The following is an 18,938-nucleotide window of genomic DNA, read 5'->3' as shown; positions in this document are numbered from 1 at the left end:
CAAAGAATTCAAATTATCACCATTGCTTTCCTATTCTCATTTATCTTGGTTGGAATAGTAAACGAACTTGGAAGCTTTTATGGATGGTGGAGTTATCCACACCAATTCATCACGGCTCTAAAAACAATGAATGCAGTAGATTTTTTGACTGTACCTGTAATAATTACTTTGTTTTATCAGACATTTGGAAAGTGGAAAATTTATTTGATAACAACAACTGTATTTTTTTAAATTCTATCTTTTGTAGGAATACCGATATTCGTTTATTTTGACTTCTACAAACTCCATAACTGGAATTACTTTTACTCTTTTCTTACTTTACTACTGGTTTCAATACTAGTTAAATTATTTACTAATTTTTTAATTACGAAATCAAAATCTCAATAAATGTCCATCTTTTTCGGTGGTCTTTTTATGTCGTAATTTTTGTCTAAGGTTTCTCAAATCACTTAATCCCTTATAACCAATGAATATTATTTCTACATTTTTCTACATATTTCTACATTTATGTCGATAGATTATTAAGGGCAAATTTTACGAAAGTAAAAGACGCAAAGCTACGGGCCTAAAACAATTACTTGTCATGGTGGCCGAGTTGCCAGGATTTCATGTCCTGTATTTTATTTACCTTTTCTAATTTGCCTAATTTAGTAAAGGTGGTACTTATGAAGAAAGTTCTTATAGTTGATGACTCCAAATTTATGCGCAAATTACTTAAAAGGCTAGTCGAAAAAGGTGATTATCAAGTAATTGCTGAAGCTTCTAACGGTCAGGAAGCTATTGAAAAGCTTCAAGAATTTAGTCCTGATATTACTTTGTTGGATATTACTTTACCTTGTATGAGTGGACTAGAAATTCTAAAAAAGATAAAAGAACAAGATCCAAATTCTAAAGTCGTTATTTGCTCTTCACTAAGCTACGAATCACTTGTTGATGAATCAAAAGGTCTTGGTGCGAATGCTTTTATAGTGAAACCAAATTTTGATGATTTATTATCAACAATTGATCAGATTAGCTCTTAATTTCGAGAGAGCGCACACTCTCTCGAATCATATCTTTAGACCAAAATCAGCTTTTATCAAGTTGCCCTGAACTTCGTAAGATAGGTCTCTATCTTTAACACTAGTAAGCAATTTTTCTACCTTTTTATCAGTTTCAAATTTCTCCGCGCATCCTTTAGCAAGTGCTGTTATTTCAGTAACACTCATACCTTCGCGTAATAGTCCTCCAACCGCTAACGCCATATATTGTTCAGCTTTTAACTCCGCTTTTATCTTCACCAGCCAACCAACTCCTTTGGTAAGCGTTCCGTTAGTTCCATGAACCACTCTTGGTCGTTCATAGCAAGTGCTATATCGATTAGAACGTGTAAATCGACTTCTTCCAGTGAAGGTTCTGCTTTGGAGAGGTTTTCTATATCAACCCATTCCACTCTTCTAATTCTTGATCCATTTCCATGCTTTAGAAAAACGACCTTTGCAATATTTTCATCTTCCTTAACAATTGAAACAAAACCTACTGAACCCTTAGCTTTTGGATTATAACCAAAGCTAATATGTGAAAGTTCTACCCAATCACCTTTTTGAAATTGACCGTCTTCCAGTTTGATAGTCTCGGTGTTCATTACGATTCCCTCCCCATTTTAGGAAAATCATTTTCCCAACGTCTTTTCCATTCTTGCAACGCCTCTTCGTTTCCGTTTTGGCATAGTTTGACTAACTCTATCAGTGATACTTTTTCTAAGCTCATTGAAACTCTCCGATTCTACTAATTCTTCTCGTAACACTTGCTTCTGCCATTCTAGTTGTGAGTTGTTATCCTGAGACATGTACTCACTTCCTTTCAAAATAGGCTTAGTTGTTCATATTCCGTTGGCTCTGGTTCCACAAACATTTCTTCAAGATCAACTTCTTTTATGCTTAAAACCTCATAGGAAGAATCATCTAAGGTAACTTCTTCAAAGTTTGAAAACCAATCCAATGGGAAACAACCTCTTAATCTACTAAGCTCTGAATCCTTGTAAAAATTAGCATGTGTTCCTTTTACCTTGAGGAAATATTCCCCTAGCTCCACTCCTTTGTAACCCTGCTCACGATACACTAGCTGTGCTTTATAGAGCTTTTCTTTATGTAGTTCGTGATTAGCAACAATTTCAAACCGTTCAGCATGGTAACAACCTCTGTGAGCATCTTTATTAGGGAAACTTGATACGTAATAATGTTCAGGGCCATTCGGAAAGAGGTAATACCTCTCTCCATCCTTCAAGAGCTCCGAACTATCCGCCTTTACGCAAACACCCTGTAGCATACCAATACCTTCTTTCTTGCCTTATTTTCGGTATCTCCGAGCCACCTAGCTTTTTGCAATCAGTACCGAAACGACTCGAGCAGTGATTATAAAGTGAGCATCTGTTCATACATGTCATTATCCTGTCCTCTTTTTTCATCCAATCAGTTCGAATATCTGATATGATTACATTCATGTTCCTTTCAACTCCTGGACAGTAATATCAATTCCGGGAATTTCACCGTATAGTTTGATTGCAGTCACTTTTGATACCTGATTGTCATCATGCCAAGCAAGTTTGTTTAGTGCATCGAAAACACCTTTTACTAAATTGTCTGCATCAGGCTTCTTGATGTGATATTCCCCTAATGCTGCAGCCTGCCTCTTCTTGCTCCAACTTTTCGGTATTGGCATCGTAAACCATATTTCTACTGCTATTGGACCATCCAGTAGTGTTTTCTCCTTCAACTGCTGTTTGGCATTCCACTGGATAAAGCTTTTGTAAGCTAGATACCTTTGGGCATTGGGTTTAACAAACTTTCCTCTTCCCGTCATTCTTACGGCTCCCATTGGCTCAATAGGAATTGATAGTTTAATAGCCATTGTCCTGTCTCTCATGATTCATTTTGTTTTTGGCGAAGTATGCTTCCTCAATCTGTTCGAATGTAAAGCCAAATTGAATCATTCCGATTGCAATAAAGAGAAACCATGCTGTTCTAAAACAAAACTCATGTTTCGAATATGTTAGAAAGAAGTTAGGTTCGTTTTTATCATGTGACATTTTGGCGATGAAGGACTTGAGTTCTAAATAAACACCATTAATACCCCCATCAAAGCCTTTTTCCTCAAGTTCGAGTATTGCTTCCTCGTGAAGATATAAATGTTCTTTCCATCCTTTTTGATTTGCGATTGATAAAAAGAAATGTACTGCATCGACATATTCTTCAAGGAGTGGGTTATGAAAATGAACTCCACACCCGTCACAATCCTCACATTGTCCAACTATTTTTTTATTTTCTATGAAGATTGGTTCAACTTTACACGAATCACATACATCCCTTTCATTCGGAAACCATGTTCTTGGCTCTTGATCATCGCTCCAAACCTTAAACCAGCAACCCTCGTTTGCAAATTCAGAAATCTCTACATCCAATGCAACTAATGTATTTCGGAATCTCTCTTCATCAGTCCACACGATTCCTCTTTCAGCTATAATGCGATTATCTAGCTGCTCTTGTGTTGCTAACATTTTTTCTAGACTCATAGTTTCCAACCTTTCGTGGTTTATTTAATAACTAGTACCGTCTCCTCAACGAAGGAAAGTTGCCCTTCAGGAGGCTCGTTTTCGCGTTCCTTAGCCTTCTTTTCGCAAACAGGACCAATACCCCTCTCAATGCTCTTTTGACTTTTCAGTGGTCTATTACACACTGGACAGTTCATTTATTTTCCCTCCCTTGTCATTTCTTTTCCGAATCTGCATTTAACGTTTATATGAATTTGCTCTAACTCTGATAGATTTAATTCATAGAGTTGCTTTCCAACAGGTGTTTTAAAATAACCGTATCTCATTAGTTCGTTAACTAAATAATCTCTTCTCTCTTGTCGTTTCTGTCTAAGCAATGTACTCATGTTTTCCTCCCTAGCTTGGTGCTCCTACTAATCTATGGTTTAGCTGTTTACGATCTCCTTTAATAACAACTGTGTAGTCCTGGCACATTTGATAAATTCGTGTACCTAATGCCTCATCGATGTCACATAGTTCATCAACTGAAAGTTCAGAGGAAACTAATATTGGTAAGTGATTCAAATACCGATAGTTTATAACTGCATACATCTGTTCAATCTGCCAATCGGTTGCTCTCGGTTTTCCTCTAGCTGGCTTAAATAAATCATCGATAAACAAGACATCTACCTTTTTCATTCGTTCCAGTTTTTCCTCGAGTGCATTAAAATCATCTTTCAGGTCTCCAAACCCTTCAACGAAAGGAAAATACAAGACAGGGACGTGTTTTTTCTGTATGAAATTGTTTGCTATCGCCATTAATAAGTGAGTTTTTCCTGCACCTGGTTGACCCAATAAGGCTATACTGTTATGACGACTTTTCCTGATAGATTCAAAGTTTTTATAATACATACGTGAACATTCATAAGCGTCCTTGATAACGTCTGGCTTATCATCGGTATGAAAATTTTGAAAGCCAAGTCGCTTAAATTCGTTGGTTATTTCACTGGACTTCATCAAGCGATTAGCTTTTCTCCAAGTAATGCAAGTGCAACGTACCCAAACTTCTACTCCATCCACTTGGCCAATATAACCTGTTTCATCTTTGCATTTTGGGCAGTCATACTTGTGTTTTACGGATCCATCCGACTCTTCCGCCTGTAATTGACTCGTTTTTAGTTGGAGCCTCTTGAGTATTTCCTCCATGCTTTGCGTTGCCATGTTCTTGTATCCTCCTTTTCGCTAGTTTTTGAGAATCTAATTTTTGTTGATGCTTGTCCAAGATGTATCCCACACAGTATGAAAGGCTATTTATCCTGTCTCTTGAGTGTTTTGGTTTATAAGTGTCAAAGCGTTCTTTTAGGTATAGCAAGGCATCTTCTATCGGGACGTTCGCGTTTAATATTTCATAGGCAGCTCGCTCATCCGCTGGGGAGAAGTCAAAGCCGTAAGCTCTAAGTTGTATAAAACGATCAAGAAGAACTTTAATTGCTTGCTCAGAAGTATGTGATATTTCTCCAGACGGCACTGGATCACCACGCAATGGGTCGGTCGTAGGCACCCCGTCACTGTCTTCTGTCGCATGAGCGTTAGTGGCAGCAGCAATATCTTTATCATTTTTAATACATTCTTTATCATTCTTGTTTATATCCACGAGGTGTTCCCTGTCTGTTACCTCACTGTTACCCTCAACGCTATTTGACTGGTAAGATTCCCAATTTATCAACGTTATTAGTGTGTATTGCCTGTTACCCTTACCCCTATCTATGCTAATCATGGACTGTTTCTCTAACCAAGATAATATAGTCGAGACTGTCTTTGGGTTAGGCTCTTGCCATTTCACCCCCTCATACCAACCGATATTTTTTGCAATATCCCTTACCGATGTAAGGTGCTGACCAGCTTTTATGGTTAAAAAGGTACCGTCTCGCATTGGAATTTTATTATCTTGATGATTTACTTTGTATTTGAGATATTGCCATGTCCTATGATAGAGAGGGGGCATCATCCATACGGAGCTTTCTAGTTCTTTCCTAAAGTCCTTGATGTACCCTTGCAAGGAAAAACCTCCTAACTATCTTGGGTCGTTTTTAGGTTTAATAATTGCTTGCATACCTGATATTTTTACTAATTCGTAATCTGGATAGTATCTATTAACGTAGCCATTAACATACCGTTTAAATAGTTCTGGTCTATTTGTGTTACCTTCCGTAAGCCATAAATAACAACTAGGTATTGAGACTTTTAACTCATGGAACATAAACCATCTTCCCTGTTAACTCCATGATTTCTTTTTTAAATAATGCTTCATCGCTGTTACTATCACTTAAATGTAAGAGCCATATTTCTTGTACTTTAGATAGATCATTTGCTTTTAAGAATTCTTTTAAGTTTTCTAAACTGAAATGTGACCGTAATAACCGCTCTTTCATTACAGATGGAACAGATCCATCCAATATGTTTTGATTAAGTATTTCCAAGGAGTAATTACACTCCACTAGGATGTGAGTAAGCTCTTGAAACTTGTATTTGATGTAATAGGTATCTGTTGCAAATAAAAGCTTTTCGCCCTCTTGATTAGCTAGCAGAAAGCCCAGAGGCTCGCTGACATCGTGTTGAACATCGAACGGAAGTACGGACCATGTCCCAAGCTCAAATTGCTCCATTGGCTTCACACGCTTGATTCTGTGGTGACTTATACCTAATGCTTCCACCGTTCCAGAAGACGTATAAACGTCTATTCCAGCCTTTAAAACATCCTTAATACTTTTACAATGATCATCGTGTTCGTGTGTGATTAAGCACCCAGCGACTTCGGACATTCGGAAACCGAATCCTTTTTGTATTTCCCTGTAGTTGATACCGCATTCTAGAAGAAGGGGCGTATAACCGTCTGTAACACGGTAGCAATTCCCCTTACTACTAGAAGCTAATGCTGTAATTTCAATCATTACCAATTCGGCCCATCTGCTTTTGAATTAACAAGATCCTCTTGTTGCATTTCTTTATTTCGTTGCTGAGTACTTGCCTGATTTCCTTCTGTGACATCTATAATTTCGGGTTGCTTTCTCAATGGCTCATTTCTTTTAATGTCGATTACTTCTTGATTTGCCTTTTGCTCAATTTCCTTTTGTGCTTCATATTCTGGATTAACTTCTTTACGCTCGTTTTCATACTCATTTTCTGTCGATCTATTAATGGCATCTACCAATAAGTCACTATCGTCGGATGTGTTTATATAGGCTTTAGCAGCTCTATTAATTACCGTACGCTTTGCCATTTCTTGAGGGAATTTCTTGTGAACACCTTGGCTAGTCTTTGATTGCCCCCATGCTATATCGATTTCCTTACGTGTCATTACAGTGAGTATTTCTTCATCATCATTTGTTTTAACCACGGCATAAGCGCCAAGAATATCTTTGTCCCTGTTTAAAAAATTTGTTTCATGCTTCAATAATTTTTCACGTCCGCCATCAATTTCGTAATCAAATACGTCACCTTCAAAAATGACATTGGCCCAAATATCTTTAACGTTCGTAAGCCTTTTAAGAACTGCTTGTGTGCCAAAATAGGAACGTTCCATTTTCAACTGCGTTCCGTATACAACAAAGTAACACTGCGTCTTTGCTGGACTTAAACCTTGCACGACCATATCGAGTAAAGAATTTGCAATAGACTCTTTCGTACATACTTCCAATGCAGGTCGGCCACTTTTATCCTTCGTTTCCTGTAACTTAAAGAACGCTGATTTTAGTGCATTACTCGCGTTGTATTTAGGAGGGATTACTAATCCCTCTTTTTGTAAATCATTTAACTTATGGTTGACACTATCTGTAATATCTTTTTGAATAATTGCTAGTTGATTTTGATTACTCACTTGATTCACTCCTTGTCTTTCAACTTATAAATCTTTTTAACTTGTGCAATAGGGTAAATATTTTCATCAGCAAACTGATCATAGATGTAGCCTTGAGGAAACATATCCCTTATAGCCTTTTCAATTTCGTCATCCGTTGGGTAGGTATCAAATAGTTTCCTCCCCTTAAGACCATTTACTTCAATAGTGAAAAAAGTGTCTAGTGGCACAAAATTTCCTCCTTGTGTTTCGGATACTCTACTCGAAGAACTTTATCTGGCTCCGACACTATCAACTGAATTACTTGCGAATGTACATCTATCAATCTCGTTACAGCCTCACTGTTGTCTACAAATATAGGAGCAGACACACCGAAATGTTCTGATAGCGTATTGATGATATCTAGCCCGACGTTTATTCTTGCAGCGTTGTTTAAACCGCTACCATAAGGAACACCGTCGTATAACGTTTCACATGTTTCTAATAGACCACCATTAATTTGTTGTTCGAATAGCTTAAAGCGTGCATATTTGAATTTAGAGTTGATTTTCTCCTCGAGCAAATTCACTTTAGTACGAATAAACTCTTCTGTTAGGTAAAGCTCTTGTTCTAATTTTTCAAATTCAGTTGCTAAATCCTTTTCTCGTTGCAGTAACTCCTCTATTCGACTTTGTGATTGATCTACGGTTGAAAACTTAGCAAGGTCTCCTTGTAAGGTCACTCTTTTATTCCGAAGTGTCATGATTTCTTCTTCTACACTTTGGATTGCTGTTTGAGCAGATTCACGAAGTTCTTCCAATTCCTTTGCTTTAGTTGCTTTCTCTTGGAGCTTGGATGTATAAGCAGGGTTATCCATGATATCTACAACTGAGCTATCTAATTCTTTCAGTTTAGCGTTTAATAGTGTTAGACGTTCCTGTTTGTCAGTAATCTGCTTTCCAATAAGTTCGTTATCTTTCGCTAGTTTTTCATTTTTTTCTTGGAATCCTTCCTTTGTAGCCTTTTCCCGTTTACCAGCTGCATCGATTTCTTCAAGCTTTTTACTCTTGTTTAAATTGAATTGAGCTAAAGCCTTCTCCCTTGTAGCTGATACTTGTTCCTCTGGAAGTTCTTGACCACAAGTTGGACATTCGCAATTATCGTTGTGCACAAACTCCTGGTTATTTATTTCAAACCATTCATCACGTAACTTTTGAAGTTTAGTATCAATAGAAACAATACTCTCATCGTTAAATCGCTTTTGGTGCCTTAAGTTCGATTGTTTAGATTCTAGTAAAGAGATATTAGAAGTCTCCTCCTGGATCTGAGCTTTCAATTTGTACAAGTCGTCTTTCGAACCTGCTTCATGTACTTGTTTAATTTGTAGTAGCTCTAACTCAATCTCTTGAATTTCACGTTGTTTTAACGAAATTGCATTTCCGTTACGAATGTTACTAATTAAGTCCTGTTTCTCATCTATTTCGGCATTTAATTTTTCAATGCTACTCTCTAACTCTTGTTTATTTAAACCTTCGATACTTGGCAAATTATGCTCTATTTCATCAATACGAACAGGAATTTTTTCAAGTTCTTTATTGATTTCAGCACGTAGAGCAGCTATTATTTTTCGATGATTTTCGATTGTCCGACCTTGTAAAATAGTAGGTAACTTAGCAAGGTCCTTGTTCGATGCAATCACTTCTTCTTCGGTTATGTCACCACATATTTCTAACAATGTCGCTCTCCGCTTCTGCCAGTGTAGCTGCTCGTTAAAGTACATTGGGCTAGTTAGTAGTTTAAAAATCTCCTCATCAACAATCGAGGCTACTTGATCAGTAAATTCTTTTTTCTTTGATGGAACACCATCTATAAAATAATCTGTAGTGTGACCAGAGAATTGTTTTTCTGCACTCCCGCGCTTTTTAGTCCATTTTTCCGAGTACACTTTGCGAAGCGTTAATTTTGTACCGTTTACTATAAAAGTCGCTTCTACTTCGTGTTCAAGCCCATGTACTTCTTCCCCGTTCATTAACGTTTTAATAGAGAAGTCCTTTTTGTTTTGACTATCTTTATCAAAAAGCAACCAAACAAAAGCATCGAATAAAGTTGTCTTTCCAGTTGCGTTATCACCAAATACTTTTGCGTTTTCTCCATTAACCTCTAGGGAAAATGACCTTACGCCTTTAAAATTCTTTAAATCCAAACGGTGTAGGATAATTGTTTTCATTATGCTGAAACCCCCTCTTTCTTCCCTAACTGAACGTATTTCATAAACTGTTCCTTCGTTTTAAACTGAAAAACTGGAGTTCCATTAGGTTTAATAGAAATTTGTCCACCTGATCGTGATAATCTTTTTTGGTCAAATTTGGTTCCACTAAAAGTCAATTCAATCATTTGTTAATCTCCTCTCATTGAAAATTGGAGGCAATTACGATAAAATGAATTAATAGCTTTTATTTCGTAATTACCGATGACTCGTGTTCCAGCACGGGTCATTTTTTATTTGATTTAACATATATCCTCCTTTCTAGTGTGCTTTGTCACACTGTCTTAACCAGGAATGAAGAGAACAAGATCATAAAAGGGGGGATGGAATTACTTCCTCAACATTCCTAGTCAAGACGGCAAGACAAAACTTGCCGAACATATTTTCTTATGTTAGTATTTAATTACACCTAATATCTGCGCAGTGAGTTAAAGCTCGAATCTTTAGCTCACTGCTTTTTTTGTGCAACTTTTTAATATAACTTGCTTCTCAAAACTAGTAAGTGATAGCCAATGCTTAACTTTGATTACCAATGCTTGTCCCTCCTTATGAAACAACTCTATTAACTATGGATAAATCTATTCCGCGCTTAGCGAACTCTTCTACCGTTTCACATAATCGATCATGATGTTCTTTTCTGCTATGTAACTTCTCGATTTCTCGAACGGAATTTATTAAATCAACACAAGTAAGTTTTACTTCTTTCAAATCTCCAGAAGTTAATTTTTCTTCTATACGACTGATACAAGACCAAGCAGCTCTATATTCTGATATAGCTTGCTGTACATCTTTTTCTAAAAAATCATTCTTATTTAAACCCATAAAATCATTCCTCCTACCAACATAGTTAAAGCTTGAGCTAATGCATTTACATCCACTCCACACAACATTGCTGCAACTGCCTCCGGTGCCCGTGTTACTTGAAACCACCTAATCGCATCAGCTAATTTCAATTCAAGTTTGTCATTTTCAAGCCTAGACACTGCGCTTCGAGATAAATATATCTTCTCGGCCAATTCCTCTTGACTTAATCCCGCTTTAATCCTTACTTGGCGGAGGATTTTTCCGAATGTCATCGAAATCACCTCCCTTTTGTGCAGTATCTGCACATGTGCAAAAACTGGACAGACTTTCCTACTAAAAGCTCTTAAAATTTTTATATGAAGAAACTAGTATTTTTCATGTACAGGCAGCAGTGATTTGCCGCCTATGACACTTTCCTTGGAATCCAGTTTTCTATGTATCTCAATGCTGTCTGGAGTTCCTTTCGTTTTAAATCTTTATAACTAGCAACACCAAATCTATCTTTTATTTCACGGTGCAACTCACGAAATAGTTGTGGTCTGTTTTGTGGGTTATCGCAAAGTTCGTACACTTTTGTTGCTATACCTTTTTGCAGACGACGTTGTTCACCGTGATCTAAAGTAATTTGTTCTTCTACTTTGTAATTAACATCTGTAATTAACTTTCTAAGTTCATGCTGCTCTTTGACAATGGACTCATGGCCTTCAACTAGGTCAGCTGTCGTCCTCAATACAGTTACAAGTGCTTGGTCTTTTGATAGTGGAACTACCTTTTCTTTAATGTGATAGTATTCATCTACTAATCTTTCATAAGCATCCCATGCTAAATCTGTATTTAGTGACTTTGCATGTAACCATGCACCTTTTTCTGTCCAGAGGTACAAAACGGATGCGAATTTTAGGCTGTCGTCAATTTGACGTGACCCTTTAAATGCTTTTAACTCTTCACCAGTTAAAGCGTAATAATGCTTTCCTTGAATGTATCTATCTGCATTTCTTTGAAAGTTTCTATTAATGATCTTGCTATCTGTTCCAAAGGATTCTGCAAGTTGTGACGTGCTTAATACACGCTGACCATTTTTCTCAATAATTTGTAAATGTTTCATCCTTTAGCCTCCCATAATGCTTGTCTATTTATTAAAGGGCGAAGCAATTACATGTAGCGCAATTTAATTGCTTCAATTGCTAGTTTCTTAATGGAATCGTCTAGATAGTCCATATCACCAAGATTCACTTTGTTTCTTTCATTGAATAAATGAAGTGCTAGTTTCAACATGAATTTCTCACTCTCAGACCACGGGCCTGATACTTTTCTAAGGAGACCAATTTTTATGGTCCCTTCCGATAAATCAAAGTATTTTGTAGTAAAAACTTGCTGTAGTTTGTAATGATTTTTAAATAAGTGAATTACACTACGCCAGTACCGGTCATTTAATAAGGACGAAGGTATTTTATTCATTAAATTGCTTCCTCCAATACTTTTTGTTCTTGGTCCCTAATCCAAGCATCAATTGCTTCAATAGAGAAAAGGATTCGTCTCCTTACACGAAAGTGTGGAATTTGTTTTTGTCTAACCATTGTGTAAATAGTGTCAGAGTGAACACCTAAATATTCAGCAACATCCTGAACGTTCAGAGTTTTCTTAGGCATAGCTTTCACCTCCTATAAATCGTGTTTATCGATTATTTTTAATAAATCGTTTATTGCAGCTGATGTTTTGTATGTTTCGTCTTTGCTTAGGCTGTAAACAATTTGCAAGATGTCAGTTTTAATGGATGACTGTAGAAGCTCATCGATGTTGTCCATTTTGGACCTCCTGTGCAGGTATTCCCTTCCTATTTGTCGAATATTGACAATGGAAGGAGGTGGAATAATGGCTGTCTATTTTATAACCTACGATTTGAATAAAACAGGGCAAAATTATGATGACCTTTACGAGAAAATAAAAGAATTTGGTGATTGGTATCACTTTATGAAATCGTGTTGGTTTGTAAGTGTTAACTATGAAACTTGTGAATCCATTAGAGAAAAACTAATATCTGTCATGGATAACAACGATTACTTATTCGTAGATCAAGTTACTTCAAATCGAGACGGCTGGTTACCTCAAGATGTTTGGGATTGGTTAAGACAAAGACTCTAATCTTTATATGGGTTAGCTATATTTACTTCTTCTTTATTAGGAGAGAACTCTATAGCCGCCGTTGGCGCGGTGGCTTCCCTTACATGTAACTTCTTAATTAATTCAATCGCTTTCAATAGCTCAACATCTGTCATTCCTTCAAGCTTTGCTAGTTCGATAATTGATGTTGCATTAATTAAAGTAGTTTGAATTTGTTTTCTTTGGTTGGATAGATTCAAAATTGTCACCTCCAGTTAGTGTATAAAGAATAGAAAGGTACCGAAATTAAATGCCAATATATCTAATTGCTTACGATTTGAATGCACCAGAAACTGAAAATATTTCGATGCTAGCTTTTTTAAATACAATCGGAACCGCCATTCCTGTATTAAAAAATGCTGCTTTTGTTGCTACTGAATTAACCACTCAAGAGATTCATGTCCAAATTCACGAACACTCCGAATACAAAGAAGAGTGGGTTATTACCAAATTAGATAAGGAATTTACGGGTTCAGCTAAAAATGTTGATGCGCTGAATAATTTTCTTAGAGCAAATTACTTTAGCTGATTTTCCAAGCAGATTTTTTGTTGGCATCCTCTCTGATACATTTCGTATCAAGCGAGACCTGGAAAAGGTCAGGAAAAAGTATTCTATCAGAAACTCCATAGAATGCTTCGAATTTCAACATCGTTTCTCTTCCTGGATTCCTTAAACCTTTTTCAATTTTTCTAACATACACTGTTGATATACCAATCGCTTTAGCGACTTGTTCTTGTGTAAGGTCTTTCTTTTGTCTTTCAAGAACTAGCCTATCTCTCAAAATGTTCACCTCGTTTTTTTGATACGTTTTGTATCACTTGTTATATCGATTATAAATGATACGTTTTGTATCGTCAACTATTTTTGATACATTTTTTATCAATACTTTATTTCGATACAAATTGTATCTATAATGTAATTAAGAAAAGTTTTCTGAAAGGAATAAGATATATGATTGGGAATAGATTAAAGCAACTGAGAGGGGATAAATCCCAAGAAGAAGTTGCAAAAAAAATTGGTATCTCAAGAGCCCGCCTTTCCCATTACGAAACTGGACGAAGCGAACCGGATACTGAAATAATTCAAAAGTTAGCGACTTATTATAATGTCAGCACTGATTATTTGCTGGGTATCTCTTATTACAATAATAGTAATGGTAGTCACGACAGACTTAATGTAGGAGAAGAAAGAGAACCATACGGAACTCAATATCATACTAAACCAGAACAATTACTAACTCCCGAAGATCTAAAAGTCCTCGAAGAAATAAAAAAACATCCAGTCCTTTTCCACGATCTAGCAAACGCACCTGAGAAAAAAATTAAGCAACTTATTAAGATGTGGGAATTCATCAAGAAGGACCTAGAAGAAGATGACGACCACGACGAAATTATTGAAGATTAATAAGCTACCCGTAAAATAGGTAGTTTTTATTACACCAAGGAATGAGAAATTTATGCAGATAAGTAATATCTTACAAACAACAACCAGTGATTGGTGGGAAGATAGAGCGAATAAAGTACTATCCCATTTCAATTTTTCCAATCCGGATGAAATAGATATGTACGATATATGCTGGAAGTATGGGGTAAAGATTAAACCATTGGACAAGCATTTCTATTACGGAGAAATTAGGGATGGAATTAAGGCTATGTCGTTCCCAAAAGAAAGTGGCCGACGTGGTGTTATTTATCTAAAGCCTGACTTAGATCCAATCGAGAAAAAGATAATATTAGCTGAAGAGTTTAGCCATTGCTACTCCCACCACATTTCACAAGTTTCAATGAATAGTAGCTTAATAGCAAAGACCGAAGCACAGGCAAAAAGAATGGCAGCATACTTACTTATGCCTTTTAAGTTTCTAAAGAATGTTTTTGCTGCAGCTGCAGATGAGGCTATAATGATTTCTGATATTGCAGACTACTTTCTCGTTACAGAGGAATTAGCTAGGTACCGTTTAGAACTTATTTATAACCGTCGTGTTGATGGGTTTGGGACAACTGTTAATGGTAAGTTAGGTAGTATTAAGTGGATTTAATAGATTAATATTTTTTTTTGCCATAAACATAGTTCTATTTGCTTATTTCGTTAGAAAATAGACTTTGTTCTAATGTTTGGCATTCTAGTACATTGGAAAAATTTATTTATTCTTTACTACGGAGGATCCAAAATGATTCAAACAGATGAAAAAAGTTTAATAACACCAAAAGAACTCGGTATCTCTAATAAAGATATTATTGTGAAGAAAGTATGTGGGATTAATGTAAAAAAATTTAGAAACATGTCTGAAACACATATAGATTTATCTGACAGAATTACTCTAATTTCGGGTCATAATGGGACTATGAAATCAACCTTAATTGGATTATTCGTACAAAGCTTTAATTCTGATGTAGAAGATCTTTTTGGTGCTGACCTAAAGACAAAATTCGGTGAGATTTTTAAGTTATCTACTATATATGACAAAGATAAATATGAATATGACTTAATTATTCAGGACAATAACGGGTTAAACATTAAAGTACCAGTTTACACAAAACCTAGAAGTAAAGCAGATCCAAGTCCAAGGATAGTAACTGGGGGAAACACAGGGAAGGACGGCAATTTAATATACAATACAAATTTCTTGAATCTGAATAGATTATATTCAATCCATACAACAAATTCCAAACCATATCCTTTAACCTTATCTGAAGATGAACAAAATTTTGTCGCTAAATTTTATAATATTGTCTTACAAAAAGAGTCATATAAAAAAATGGAAACAGTTAGTGATAAACAAATAAAAAAAACATTTGCTCCAGCTGACAGTACATATAATTATGAATCAATTTCTTCTGGAGAAGACAATTTAGGTAGAATAGCTAACAGTTTAATATCCTTCATGAGATTCAGTAGACTTAAAAAAGAAAATCAGCAATGTTTTAATGGTATATTTTGTATAGATGAGATGGAAGTAAGTTTACATCCTGTTGCCCAAAAGAACTTATTTGATTTCTTGTACAAATGGGCAAATCAGTACAAAGTCCAAATAATTGCCACAACTCACTCTTTACCGTTGATTAGACATTCTATCGAAGGAGAAAACCATGGGAAAGAAATAAAAAATTATTATTTATCAACACTTTATACTGATCATATTGATGTTATCAAAAAGCCATCTTATGAAAATATATACAAAGAACTTACCTTCGATTTTAACCATACAAAAAAAGTTGAAATGCCTAAGATAGATATATTATGCGAAGACGAGTTGGCTAAAAAATTCATTAGATATATGATTTCAAAACAAGATATTCTTAATAGAATTAATTTTATACCTTTTGATGATACAAATGGTTTTCCATTCACTTTTTTAACAAAACTTTGTAATACTGCTAGCTCCTTTGTAAAAAACACTATTATTGTATTTGATGCAGATATTACTGAAAGTGATTTAAAAAAAATAAAAAAAAGGGAGAACATATTACGACTTCCTGACCATTCAAAACAATTACCTATTGAGCAACTATTTATTAGGTATATATACAATAAAGATAAGAATGATGAAGTTTTTTTAAAAACGCTTAAGATGCCCAAGGCAGCATTCATAAAGACACTAACCGATGACAATATTTATATAACAGATGAGGATTCATTTAAAATTATTGAGTCGAGGCATTTTAAGAAATGGTTTAAAAACAATGATTGGATTGTAAAAAAACTATTTAATTCATTTGCTAAAAGTGTTAATGGCAGAGAAGAATTTGTTGAGGAATTAGTTGATAAATTAAATAAAATTAACATTAGAAACGGATATCCTGAAATAAAATTTTAATCACTTTCGCTAGACTTCATTTAATTAATTCGCTAGTATATAAAACATTAGATAAACAGGAAATGAAAGAAGTGATTTTATGGCCACATTATCCCCCTTACGATACCCGGGTGGCAAAGATAAAACCTACAATTACGTAAGGTACTTAGTTCGTAATAATAATATTTCTACTTATATTGAACCATTTGCAGGGGGAGCTTCCGTTGCGCTTCGTCTATTACTTAACGGTGATGTTCAAAAAATCATTATTAACGACTATGATAGAAGTATTTACGCTCTTTGGAATACTATCATAACGAGGCCACAAGAGTTAATTTATCTTATTGAAAATACGCCCATTTCAATGGAAGAATGGTATTTCCAAAAAGAAATACAGCAACAAAAGGAAATTGCAGACGAACTTTCTCTTGCTTTTTCAACTCTTTTTTTAAATCGAACAAATCGTTCTGGGATAATTAAAGCCGGGGTTATTGGTGGTAAGGCCCAAAATGGGCAGTACAAATTAGATTGTAGATTTAATAAAAAGAAAATAATAAAACGTGTAAGAGATATTTCTGCAAAGTCTGATTGCATACAAGTTTATAAAATGGATGCAAAAGACTTTATTCCTAAAGTAATTAAATACACTAGGAATTCTCTTACGTTCTTTGATCCTCCTTATTTTGAAAAAGGACCAGAATTGTATACAAATTTTTATACACATTTAGATCATTTAGAATTAGCACAAGTAATAAAAAAGCATATGTCAAATAGATATTGGATATTAACATATGATATTGCGGAGCAAATCGAGAAACTATATATGAATTTTGAACATGAAAAATATTATTTAAATTATTCAATATCAACTCCTTCAAAAGGGCAGGAATTTATTTTTTTCTCAAAAAAAATTAATAAAGGTGATATTAATAGCTTTCTTAATGTAGTTTAATTAGCATGTTTAGGTTTATTTCTAGATAAGTTTAAATAACAAAAAATGTCCTTGTCACTTGTGTAACGACAAGGATTTCTTTTACTAATAAAACAGAACATATATTCTTTTTTTATTATACTTTACCGTTTAATTTAAAGGAGGTTGTTCCATGGCAAGTTTCCAACAGAGAGGAAAAAATTCGTTCTTATTAACTGTTGAAGCAGGATACAATTCAAAGGGTAAACGTTTGAGACGGACTAAAACTATTAAAATAGAAGATGAATCACTTCTAAAAACAAAAAAGAAACTAAAAGACTACTTAAACCAGGAATTATTGAAATTTAAAATGGAAGTTGAGGCTGGCGAATATATAGCACCTGAAAAGACAATACTGGCAGAGTTTATAAATGACTGGGAAAAGAAATACGCTGAAAAAGAACTAGGCGAGCAAACTCTTGATGTTTATAGTAGGCATATTAAAAATCACATACTTCCCAATTTAGGACATATGAAACTAGATCAAATTAAACCAATTCATATTGTAAACTTTTTAGATCAATTAAAAAAGGTAAATGGAGATCCTTTGGAAGTAAGTACAGTTCAGTATATTTATAGAGTATTAAGAAATATACTACAAAGAGCAATGGATTGGAAAATAATAAAAGAAAATCCGGTTGCTAATGTAAAAAAACCTAAAAATAATGCAATAGATAAAGAAGTTAATGTCTATAATGAAAGCGAAGTACAACTATTGTTTAATGCTGTTCAAAATGAACCATTACACTGGAGGGTATTCACTTCTTTAGCTTTAGCAGCTGGCCTTCGCCGAGGTGAGTTATTAGGACTAGAATGGTCAAATATTAATTTCGAGGAAGGTACAATTAGAATAAAACAAGTTGTAGGATTCGGAAGAAATGGAAAAGCAATTCTTAAAAAACCAAAGTCAAAAACTTCTAATCGTATCATTTCCCTTCCCCCTTCTATTGTATTAGAGCTTAAAGATTTTCATAGAGAGTGGAAAAAAGAGAAAATGAGAATGAGAGATCAATGGATAGAGGAATTTCATGAATTTGTTTTTTGTAATGAAAATGGGAAACACTTTTATCCTTCCACACCGTCAACCTGGTGGAGAAGATTTATTAGTAGAACCAATATAAGATATATCCGTCTACACGATTTACGGCATACCTCAGCTACACTTCTCATTAACCAAGGAGTGCACGCAAAAATAATATCTGCCCGATTAGGTCACGCAGATATCCGAATTACTATGGACACATATGGACACGCTTTACACACAGCTGATCAAGAAGCAGCAAACAAATTGGATGGTATTTTTTCAAAGCAAAAAACTGCAGAAAAATGATTCCGTCAACAATTCGTCAACAAACCTGGTTTACTCTATTTTTTAGCTATAAAGCAAAATGCCTAGAACCGTTGTGGCTCTAGGCATTACGAGTATGATCTGAGAGGGATTCGAACCCCCGACCCCTACCCTGTCAAGGTAGACAAGCAGTATCCTCACATAATCATCAAGTCCTTCAAGTACTGATAAATCAACATTCCGATACTCCCTAATATCCTATAGATTCTTGACATTATTTTTATTTCGTTACTTTTTTGTTACCTTTTTC

The 18,938-nt window shown here is 35.1% G+C and carries 32 protein-coding genes and 1 riboswitch; of the genes, 8 read left to right on the top strand and 24 right to left on the bottom strand.

Annotation, left to right across the window (positions count from 1 at the left end; genetic code table 11):
• Window positions 1-516: 516 nt before the first annotated feature.
• Window positions 517-603, top strand: a riboswitch (cyclic di-GMP riboswitch).
• 62 nt (window positions 604-665) lie between these two features.
• Entirely contained in the window at window positions 666-1,022 is a 357-nt protein-coding gene (locus tag O1A01_RS07275) for a response regulator (protein ID WP_270065913.1), read from the top strand.
• Window positions 1,023-1,049: 27 nt separating this feature from the next.
• Here the strand turns inward: O1A01_RS07275 and O1A01_RS07270 are convergent, their stop codons facing one another.
• The 22 genes from O1A01_RS07270 to O1A01_RS07165 all read right to left on the bottom strand — a co-directional run bounded on the left by O1A01_RS07270 (window position 1,050) and on the right by O1A01_RS07165 (window position 12,218).
• Window positions 1,050-1,280, bottom strand: a complete 231-nt coding sequence (locus O1A01_RS07270; protein WP_270065912.1) for a hypothetical protein — start codon at window positions 1,278-1,280, stop codon at window positions 1,050-1,052.
• Entirely contained in the window at window positions 1,277-1,624 is a 348-nt protein-coding gene (locus O1A01_RS07265) for an IDEAL domain-containing protein (protein ID WP_270065911.1), read from the bottom strand. Before O1A01_RS07265 ends, O1A01_RS07270 begins: the two co-directional genes overlap by 4 nt.
• A gap of 27 nt (window positions 1,625-1,651) precedes the next feature.
• Window positions 1,652-1,828 (bottom strand): hypothetical protein, encoded by a 177-nt coding sequence (locus tag O1A01_RS07260; protein ID WP_270065910.1) that lies wholly within the window; start codon window positions 1,826-1,828, stop codon window positions 1,652-1,654.
• 14 nt (window positions 1,829-1,842) lie between these two features.
• Window positions 1,843-2,307 carry a hypothetical protein gene (locus tag O1A01_RS07255; protein WP_270065909.1) on the bottom strand — a complete coding sequence of 155 codons (465 nt, stop codon included), beginning with the start codon at window positions 2,305-2,307 and terminating at the stop codon, window positions 1,843-1,845.
• 171 nt (window positions 2,308-2,478) lie between these two features.
• Window positions 2,479-2,889, bottom strand: coding sequence for a RusA family crossover junction endodeoxyribonuclease (locus tag O1A01_RS07250; RefSeq protein ID WP_270065908.1), 411 nt, complete (start codon window positions 2,887-2,889; stop codon window positions 2,479-2,481).
• Entirely contained in the window at window positions 2,879-3,550 is a 672-nt protein-coding gene (locus O1A01_RS07245) for a dUTP diphosphatase (protein WP_270065907.1), read from the bottom strand. Before O1A01_RS07245 ends, O1A01_RS07250 begins: the two co-directional genes overlap by 11 nt.
• 20 nt (window positions 3,551-3,570) lie before the next feature.
• Window positions 3,571-3,726 (bottom strand): DUF6011 domain-containing protein, encoded by a 156-nt coding sequence (locus O1A01_RS07240; protein ID WP_270065906.1) that lies wholly within the window; start codon window positions 3,724-3,726, stop codon window positions 3,571-3,573.
• On the bottom strand, window positions 3,727-3,915 hold the full coding sequence (gene fbpA / locus O1A01_RS07235) for a Fur-regulated basic protein FbpA (protein ID WP_270065905.1): 189 nt from the start codon (window positions 3,913-3,915) through the stop codon (window positions 3,727-3,729).
• Window positions 3,916-3,925: 10 nt separating this feature from the next.
• The gene (locus O1A01_RS07230; RefSeq protein WP_270065904.1) at window positions 3,926-4,729 is read right to left on the bottom strand and encodes an ATP-binding protein; all 804 of its coding nucleotides are present in this window, start codon (window positions 4,727-4,729) and stop codon (window positions 3,926-3,928) included.
• On the bottom strand, window positions 4,629-5,567 hold the full coding sequence (locus O1A01_RS07225) for a hypothetical protein (protein WP_270065903.1): 939 nt from the start codon (window positions 5,565-5,567) through the stop codon (window positions 4,629-4,631). The genes O1A01_RS07230 and O1A01_RS07225 overlap by 101 nt, the downstream gene beginning before the upstream one ends.
• A gap of 15 nt (window positions 5,568-5,582) precedes the next feature.
• Entirely contained in the window at window positions 5,583-5,768 is a 186-nt protein-coding gene (locus O1A01_RS07220) for a hypothetical protein (RefSeq protein WP_270065902.1), read from the bottom strand.
• The gene (locus tag O1A01_RS07215; protein ID WP_270065901.1) at window positions 5,758-6,459 is read right to left on the bottom strand and encodes an MBL fold metallo-hydrolase; all 702 of its coding nucleotides are present in this window, start codon (window positions 6,457-6,459) and stop codon (window positions 5,758-5,760) included. The genes O1A01_RS07220 and O1A01_RS07215 overlap by 11 nt, the downstream gene beginning before the upstream one ends.
• Window positions 6,459-7,385 (bottom strand): recombinase RecT, encoded by a 927-nt coding sequence (locus O1A01_RS07210; RefSeq protein ID WP_270065900.1) that lies wholly within the window; start codon window positions 7,383-7,385, stop codon window positions 6,459-6,461. The genes O1A01_RS07215 and O1A01_RS07210 overlap by 1 nt, the downstream gene beginning before the upstream one ends.
• Before the next feature lie 5 nt (window positions 7,386-7,390).
• Window positions 7,391-7,594: a hypothetical protein gene (locus tag O1A01_RS07205; protein WP_270065899.1), complete on the bottom strand. Its 204-nt coding sequence runs from the start codon at window positions 7,592-7,594 to the stop codon at window positions 7,391-7,393.
• Window positions 7,585-9,570: an AAA family ATPase gene (locus O1A01_RS07200; RefSeq protein ID WP_270065898.1), complete on the bottom strand. Its 1,986-nt coding sequence runs from the start codon at window positions 9,568-9,570 to the stop codon at window positions 7,585-7,587. Before O1A01_RS07200 ends, O1A01_RS07205 begins: the two co-directional genes overlap by 10 nt.
• Window positions 9,570-9,737 carry a hypothetical protein gene (locus O1A01_RS07195; protein ID WP_270065897.1) on the bottom strand — a complete coding sequence of 56 codons (168 nt, stop codon included), beginning with the start codon at window positions 9,735-9,737 and terminating at the stop codon, window positions 9,570-9,572. The genes O1A01_RS07200 and O1A01_RS07195 overlap by 1 nt, the downstream gene beginning before the upstream one ends.
• Before the next feature lie 418 nt (window positions 9,738-10,155).
• Entirely contained in the window at window positions 10,156-10,431 is a 276-nt protein-coding gene (locus tag O1A01_RS07190; protein ID WP_270065896.1) for a YqaH family protein, read from the bottom strand.
• Complete coding sequence (locus tag O1A01_RS07185; protein ID WP_270065895.1) at window positions 10,422-10,685, bottom strand: helix-turn-helix domain-containing protein; 264 nt, start codon at window positions 10,683-10,685, stop codon at window positions 10,422-10,424. Before O1A01_RS07185 ends, O1A01_RS07190 begins: the two co-directional genes overlap by 10 nt.
• A 131-nt stretch (window positions 10,686-10,816) precedes the next feature.
• Complete coding sequence (locus O1A01_RS07180) at window positions 10,817-11,518, bottom strand: ORF6N domain-containing protein (RefSeq protein ID WP_270065894.1); 702 nt, start codon at window positions 11,516-11,518, stop codon at window positions 10,817-10,819.
• A gap of 47 nt (window positions 11,519-11,565) precedes the next feature.
• Window positions 11,566-11,871, bottom strand: a complete 306-nt coding sequence (locus O1A01_RS07175; protein WP_270065893.1) for a hypothetical protein — start codon at window positions 11,869-11,871, stop codon at window positions 11,566-11,568.
• Window positions 11,871-12,062, bottom strand: coding sequence for a helix-turn-helix domain-containing protein (locus tag O1A01_RS07170; protein WP_066412363.1), 192 nt, complete (start codon window positions 12,060-12,062; stop codon window positions 11,871-11,873). The genes O1A01_RS07175 and O1A01_RS07170 overlap by 1 nt, the downstream gene beginning before the upstream one ends.
• 12 nt (window positions 12,063-12,074) lie before the next feature.
• Complete coding sequence (locus tag O1A01_RS07165; RefSeq protein WP_270065892.1) at window positions 12,075-12,218, bottom strand: hypothetical protein; 144 nt, start codon at window positions 12,216-12,218, stop codon at window positions 12,075-12,077.
• Window positions 12,219-12,285: 67 nt separating this feature from the next.
• Here O1A01_RS07165 and O1A01_RS07160 point away from each other — a divergent pair, with 67 nt between their 5' ends.
• Window positions 12,286-12,555, top strand: a complete 270-nt coding sequence (locus O1A01_RS07160) for a hypothetical protein (RefSeq protein WP_270065891.1) — start codon at window positions 12,286-12,288, stop codon at window positions 12,553-12,555.
• Here the strand turns inward: O1A01_RS07160 and O1A01_RS07155 are convergent.
• Entirely contained in the window at window positions 12,552-12,773 is a 222-nt protein-coding gene (locus O1A01_RS07155) for a hypothetical protein (protein WP_270065890.1), read from the bottom strand. The genes O1A01_RS07160 and O1A01_RS07155 overlap by 4 nt on opposite strands.
• 50 nt (window positions 12,774-12,823) lie before the next feature.
• Between O1A01_RS07155 and O1A01_RS07150 the strand changes: the two genes are divergently transcribed.
• Entirely contained in the window at window positions 12,824-13,102 is a 279-nt protein-coding gene (locus tag O1A01_RS07150; RefSeq protein WP_270065889.1) for a hypothetical protein, read from the top strand.
• On the opposite strand, the gene O1A01_RS07145 is transcribed toward O1A01_RS07150, so the two are convergent.
• Window positions 13,095-13,355: a helix-turn-helix transcriptional regulator gene (locus O1A01_RS07145; protein ID WP_270065888.1), complete on the bottom strand. Its 261-nt coding sequence runs from the start codon at window positions 13,353-13,355 to the stop codon at window positions 13,095-13,097. The genes O1A01_RS07150 and O1A01_RS07145 overlap by 8 nt on opposite strands.
• 170 nt (window positions 13,356-13,525) lie before the next feature.
• On the opposite strand from O1A01_RS07145, the gene O1A01_RS25415 reads away from it, so the two are divergent.
• The 5 genes from O1A01_RS25415 (at window position 13,526) to O1A01_RS07120 (ending at window position 18,670) form a co-directional block, all read left to right on the top strand.
• A complete protein-coding gene (locus O1A01_RS25415; protein WP_443081799.1) occupies window positions 13,526-13,978 on the top strand; it encodes a helix-turn-helix domain-containing protein in 453 nt (150 codons plus the stop codon).
• Between the two features lie 52 nt (window positions 13,979-14,030).
• Window positions 14,031-14,612: an ImmA/IrrE family metallo-endopeptidase gene (locus O1A01_RS07135; RefSeq protein WP_270065887.1), complete on the top strand. Its 582-nt coding sequence runs from the start codon at window positions 14,031-14,033 to the stop codon at window positions 14,610-14,612.
• Window positions 14,613-14,744: 132 nt separating this feature from the next.
• Window positions 14,745-16,391, top strand: a complete 1,647-nt coding sequence (locus O1A01_RS07130) for an AAA family ATPase (protein WP_270065886.1) — start codon at window positions 14,745-14,747, stop codon at window positions 16,389-16,391.
• A gap of 79 nt (window positions 16,392-16,470) precedes the next feature.
• The gene (locus O1A01_RS07125; RefSeq protein WP_270065885.1) at window positions 16,471-17,322 is read left to right on the top strand and encodes a DNA adenine methylase; all 852 of its coding nucleotides are present in this window, start codon (window positions 16,471-16,473) and stop codon (window positions 17,320-17,322) included.
• 151 nt (window positions 17,323-17,473) lie between these two features.
• On the top strand, window positions 17,474-18,670 hold the full coding sequence (locus O1A01_RS07120) for a tyrosine-type recombinase/integrase (protein ID WP_270065884.1): 1,197 nt from the start codon (window positions 17,474-17,476) through the stop codon (window positions 18,668-18,670).
• The last annotated feature ends 268 nt before the right edge of the window (window positions 18,671-18,938 follow it).

It is taken from the genome of Sutcliffiella sp. NC1 (assembly GCF_027594365.1).
GTDB classification, from domain to species: domain Bacteria; phylum Bacillota; class Bacilli; order Bacillales; family Bacillaceae_I; genus Sutcliffiella; species Sutcliffiella cohnii.
The sequence above is the reverse complement of the archived record's forward strand: the minus strand, read 5'-3'. Positions and strand labels throughout refer to the sequence as shown.

Bases quoted from the DNA above. Each gene is read 5' to 3' on its own strand.
- O1A01_RS07275 (WP_270065913.1), top strand. From the start codon at position 666: ATGAAGAAAGTTCTTATAGTTGATGACTCCAAATTTATGCGCAAATTA.
- O1A01_RS07265 (WP_270065911.1), bottom strand. From the start codon at position 1,624: ATGAACACCGAGACTATCAAACTGGAAGACGGTCAATTTCAAAAAGGT.
- O1A01_RS07260 (WP_270065910.1), bottom strand. From the start codon at position 1,828: ATGTCTCAGGATAACAACTCACAACTAGAATGGCAGAAGCAAGTGTTA.
- O1A01_RS07255 (WP_270065909.1), bottom strand. From the start codon at position 2,307: ATGCTACAGGGTGTTTGCGTAAAGGCGGATAGTTCGGAGCTCTTGAAG.
- O1A01_RS07250 (WP_270065908.1), bottom strand. From the start codon at position 2,889: ATGGCTATTAAACTATCAATTCCTATTGAGCCAATGGGAGCCGTAAGA.
- O1A01_RS07245 (WP_270065907.1), bottom strand. From the start codon at position 3,550: ATGAGTCTAGAAAAAATGTTAGCAACACAAGAGCAGCTAGATAATCGC.
- O1A01_RS07240 (WP_270065906.1), bottom strand. From the start codon at position 3,726: ATGAACTGTCCAGTGTGTAATAGACCACTGAAAAGTCAAAAGAGCATT.
- fbpA (WP_270065905.1), bottom strand. From the start codon at position 3,915: ATGAGTACATTGCTTAGACAGAAACGACAAGAGAGAAGAGATTATTTA.
- O1A01_RS07230 (WP_270065904.1), bottom strand. From the start codon at position 4,729: ATGGCAACGCAAAGCATGGAGGAAATACTCAAGAGGCTCCAACTAAAA.
- O1A01_RS07220 (WP_270065902.1), bottom strand. From the start codon at position 5,768: ATGTTCCATGAGTTAAAAGTCTCAATACCTAGTTGTTATTTATGGCTT.
- O1A01_RS07215 (WP_270065901.1), bottom strand. From the start codon at position 6,459: ATGATTGAAATTACAGCATTAGCTTCTAGTAGTAAGGGGAATTGCTAC.
- O1A01_RS07200 (WP_270065898.1), bottom strand. From the start codon at position 9,570: ATGAAAACAATTATCCTACACCGTTTGGATTTAAAGAATTTTAAAGGC.
- O1A01_RS07195 (WP_270065897.1), bottom strand. From the start codon at position 9,737: ATGATTGAATTGACTTTTAGTGGAACCAAATTTGACCAAAAAAGATTA.
- O1A01_RS07190 (WP_270065896.1), bottom strand. From the start codon at position 10,431: ATGGGTTTAAATAAGAATGATTTTTTAGAAAAAGATGTACAGCAAGCT.
- O1A01_RS07185 (WP_270065895.1), bottom strand. From the start codon at position 10,685: ATGACATTCGGAAAAATCCTCCGCCAAGTAAGGATTAAAGCGGGATTA.
- O1A01_RS07180 (WP_270065894.1), bottom strand. From the start codon at position 11,518: ATGAAACATTTACAAATTATTGAGAAAAATGGTCAGCGTGTATTAAGC.
- O1A01_RS07175 (WP_270065893.1), bottom strand. From the start codon at position 11,871: ATGAATAAAATACCTTCGTCCTTATTAAATGACCGGTACTGGCGTAGT.
- O1A01_RS07170 (WP_066412363.1), bottom strand. From the start codon at position 12,062: ATGCCTAAGAAAACTCTGAACGTTCAGGATGTTGCTGAATATTTAGGT.
- O1A01_RS07165 (WP_270065892.1), bottom strand. From the start codon at position 12,218: ATGGACAACATCGATGAGCTTCTACAGTCATCCATTAAAACTGACATC.
- O1A01_RS07160 (WP_270065891.1), top strand. From the start codon at position 12,286: ATGGCTGTCTATTTTATAACCTACGATTTGAATAAAACAGGGCAAAAT.
- O1A01_RS07150 (WP_270065889.1), top strand. From the start codon at position 12,824: ATGCCAATATATCTAATTGCTTACGATTTGAATGCACCAGAAACTGAA.
- O1A01_RS25415 (WP_443081799.1), top strand. From the start codon at position 13,526: ATGATTGGGAATAGATTAAAGCAACTGAGAGGGGATAAATCCCAAGAA.
- O1A01_RS07135 (WP_270065887.1), top strand. From the start codon at position 14,031: ATGCAGATAAGTAATATCTTACAAACAACAACCAGTGATTGGTGGGAA.
- O1A01_RS07130 (WP_270065886.1), top strand. From the start codon at position 14,745: ATGATTCAAACAGATGAAAAAAGTTTAATAACACCAAAAGAACTCGGT.
- O1A01_RS07125 (WP_270065885.1), top strand. From the start codon at position 16,471: ATGGCCACATTATCCCCCTTACGATACCCGGGTGGCAAAGATAAAACC.
- O1A01_RS07120 (WP_270065884.1), top strand. From the start codon at position 17,474: ATGGCAAGTTTCCAACAGAGAGGAAAAAATTCGTTCTTATTAACTGTT.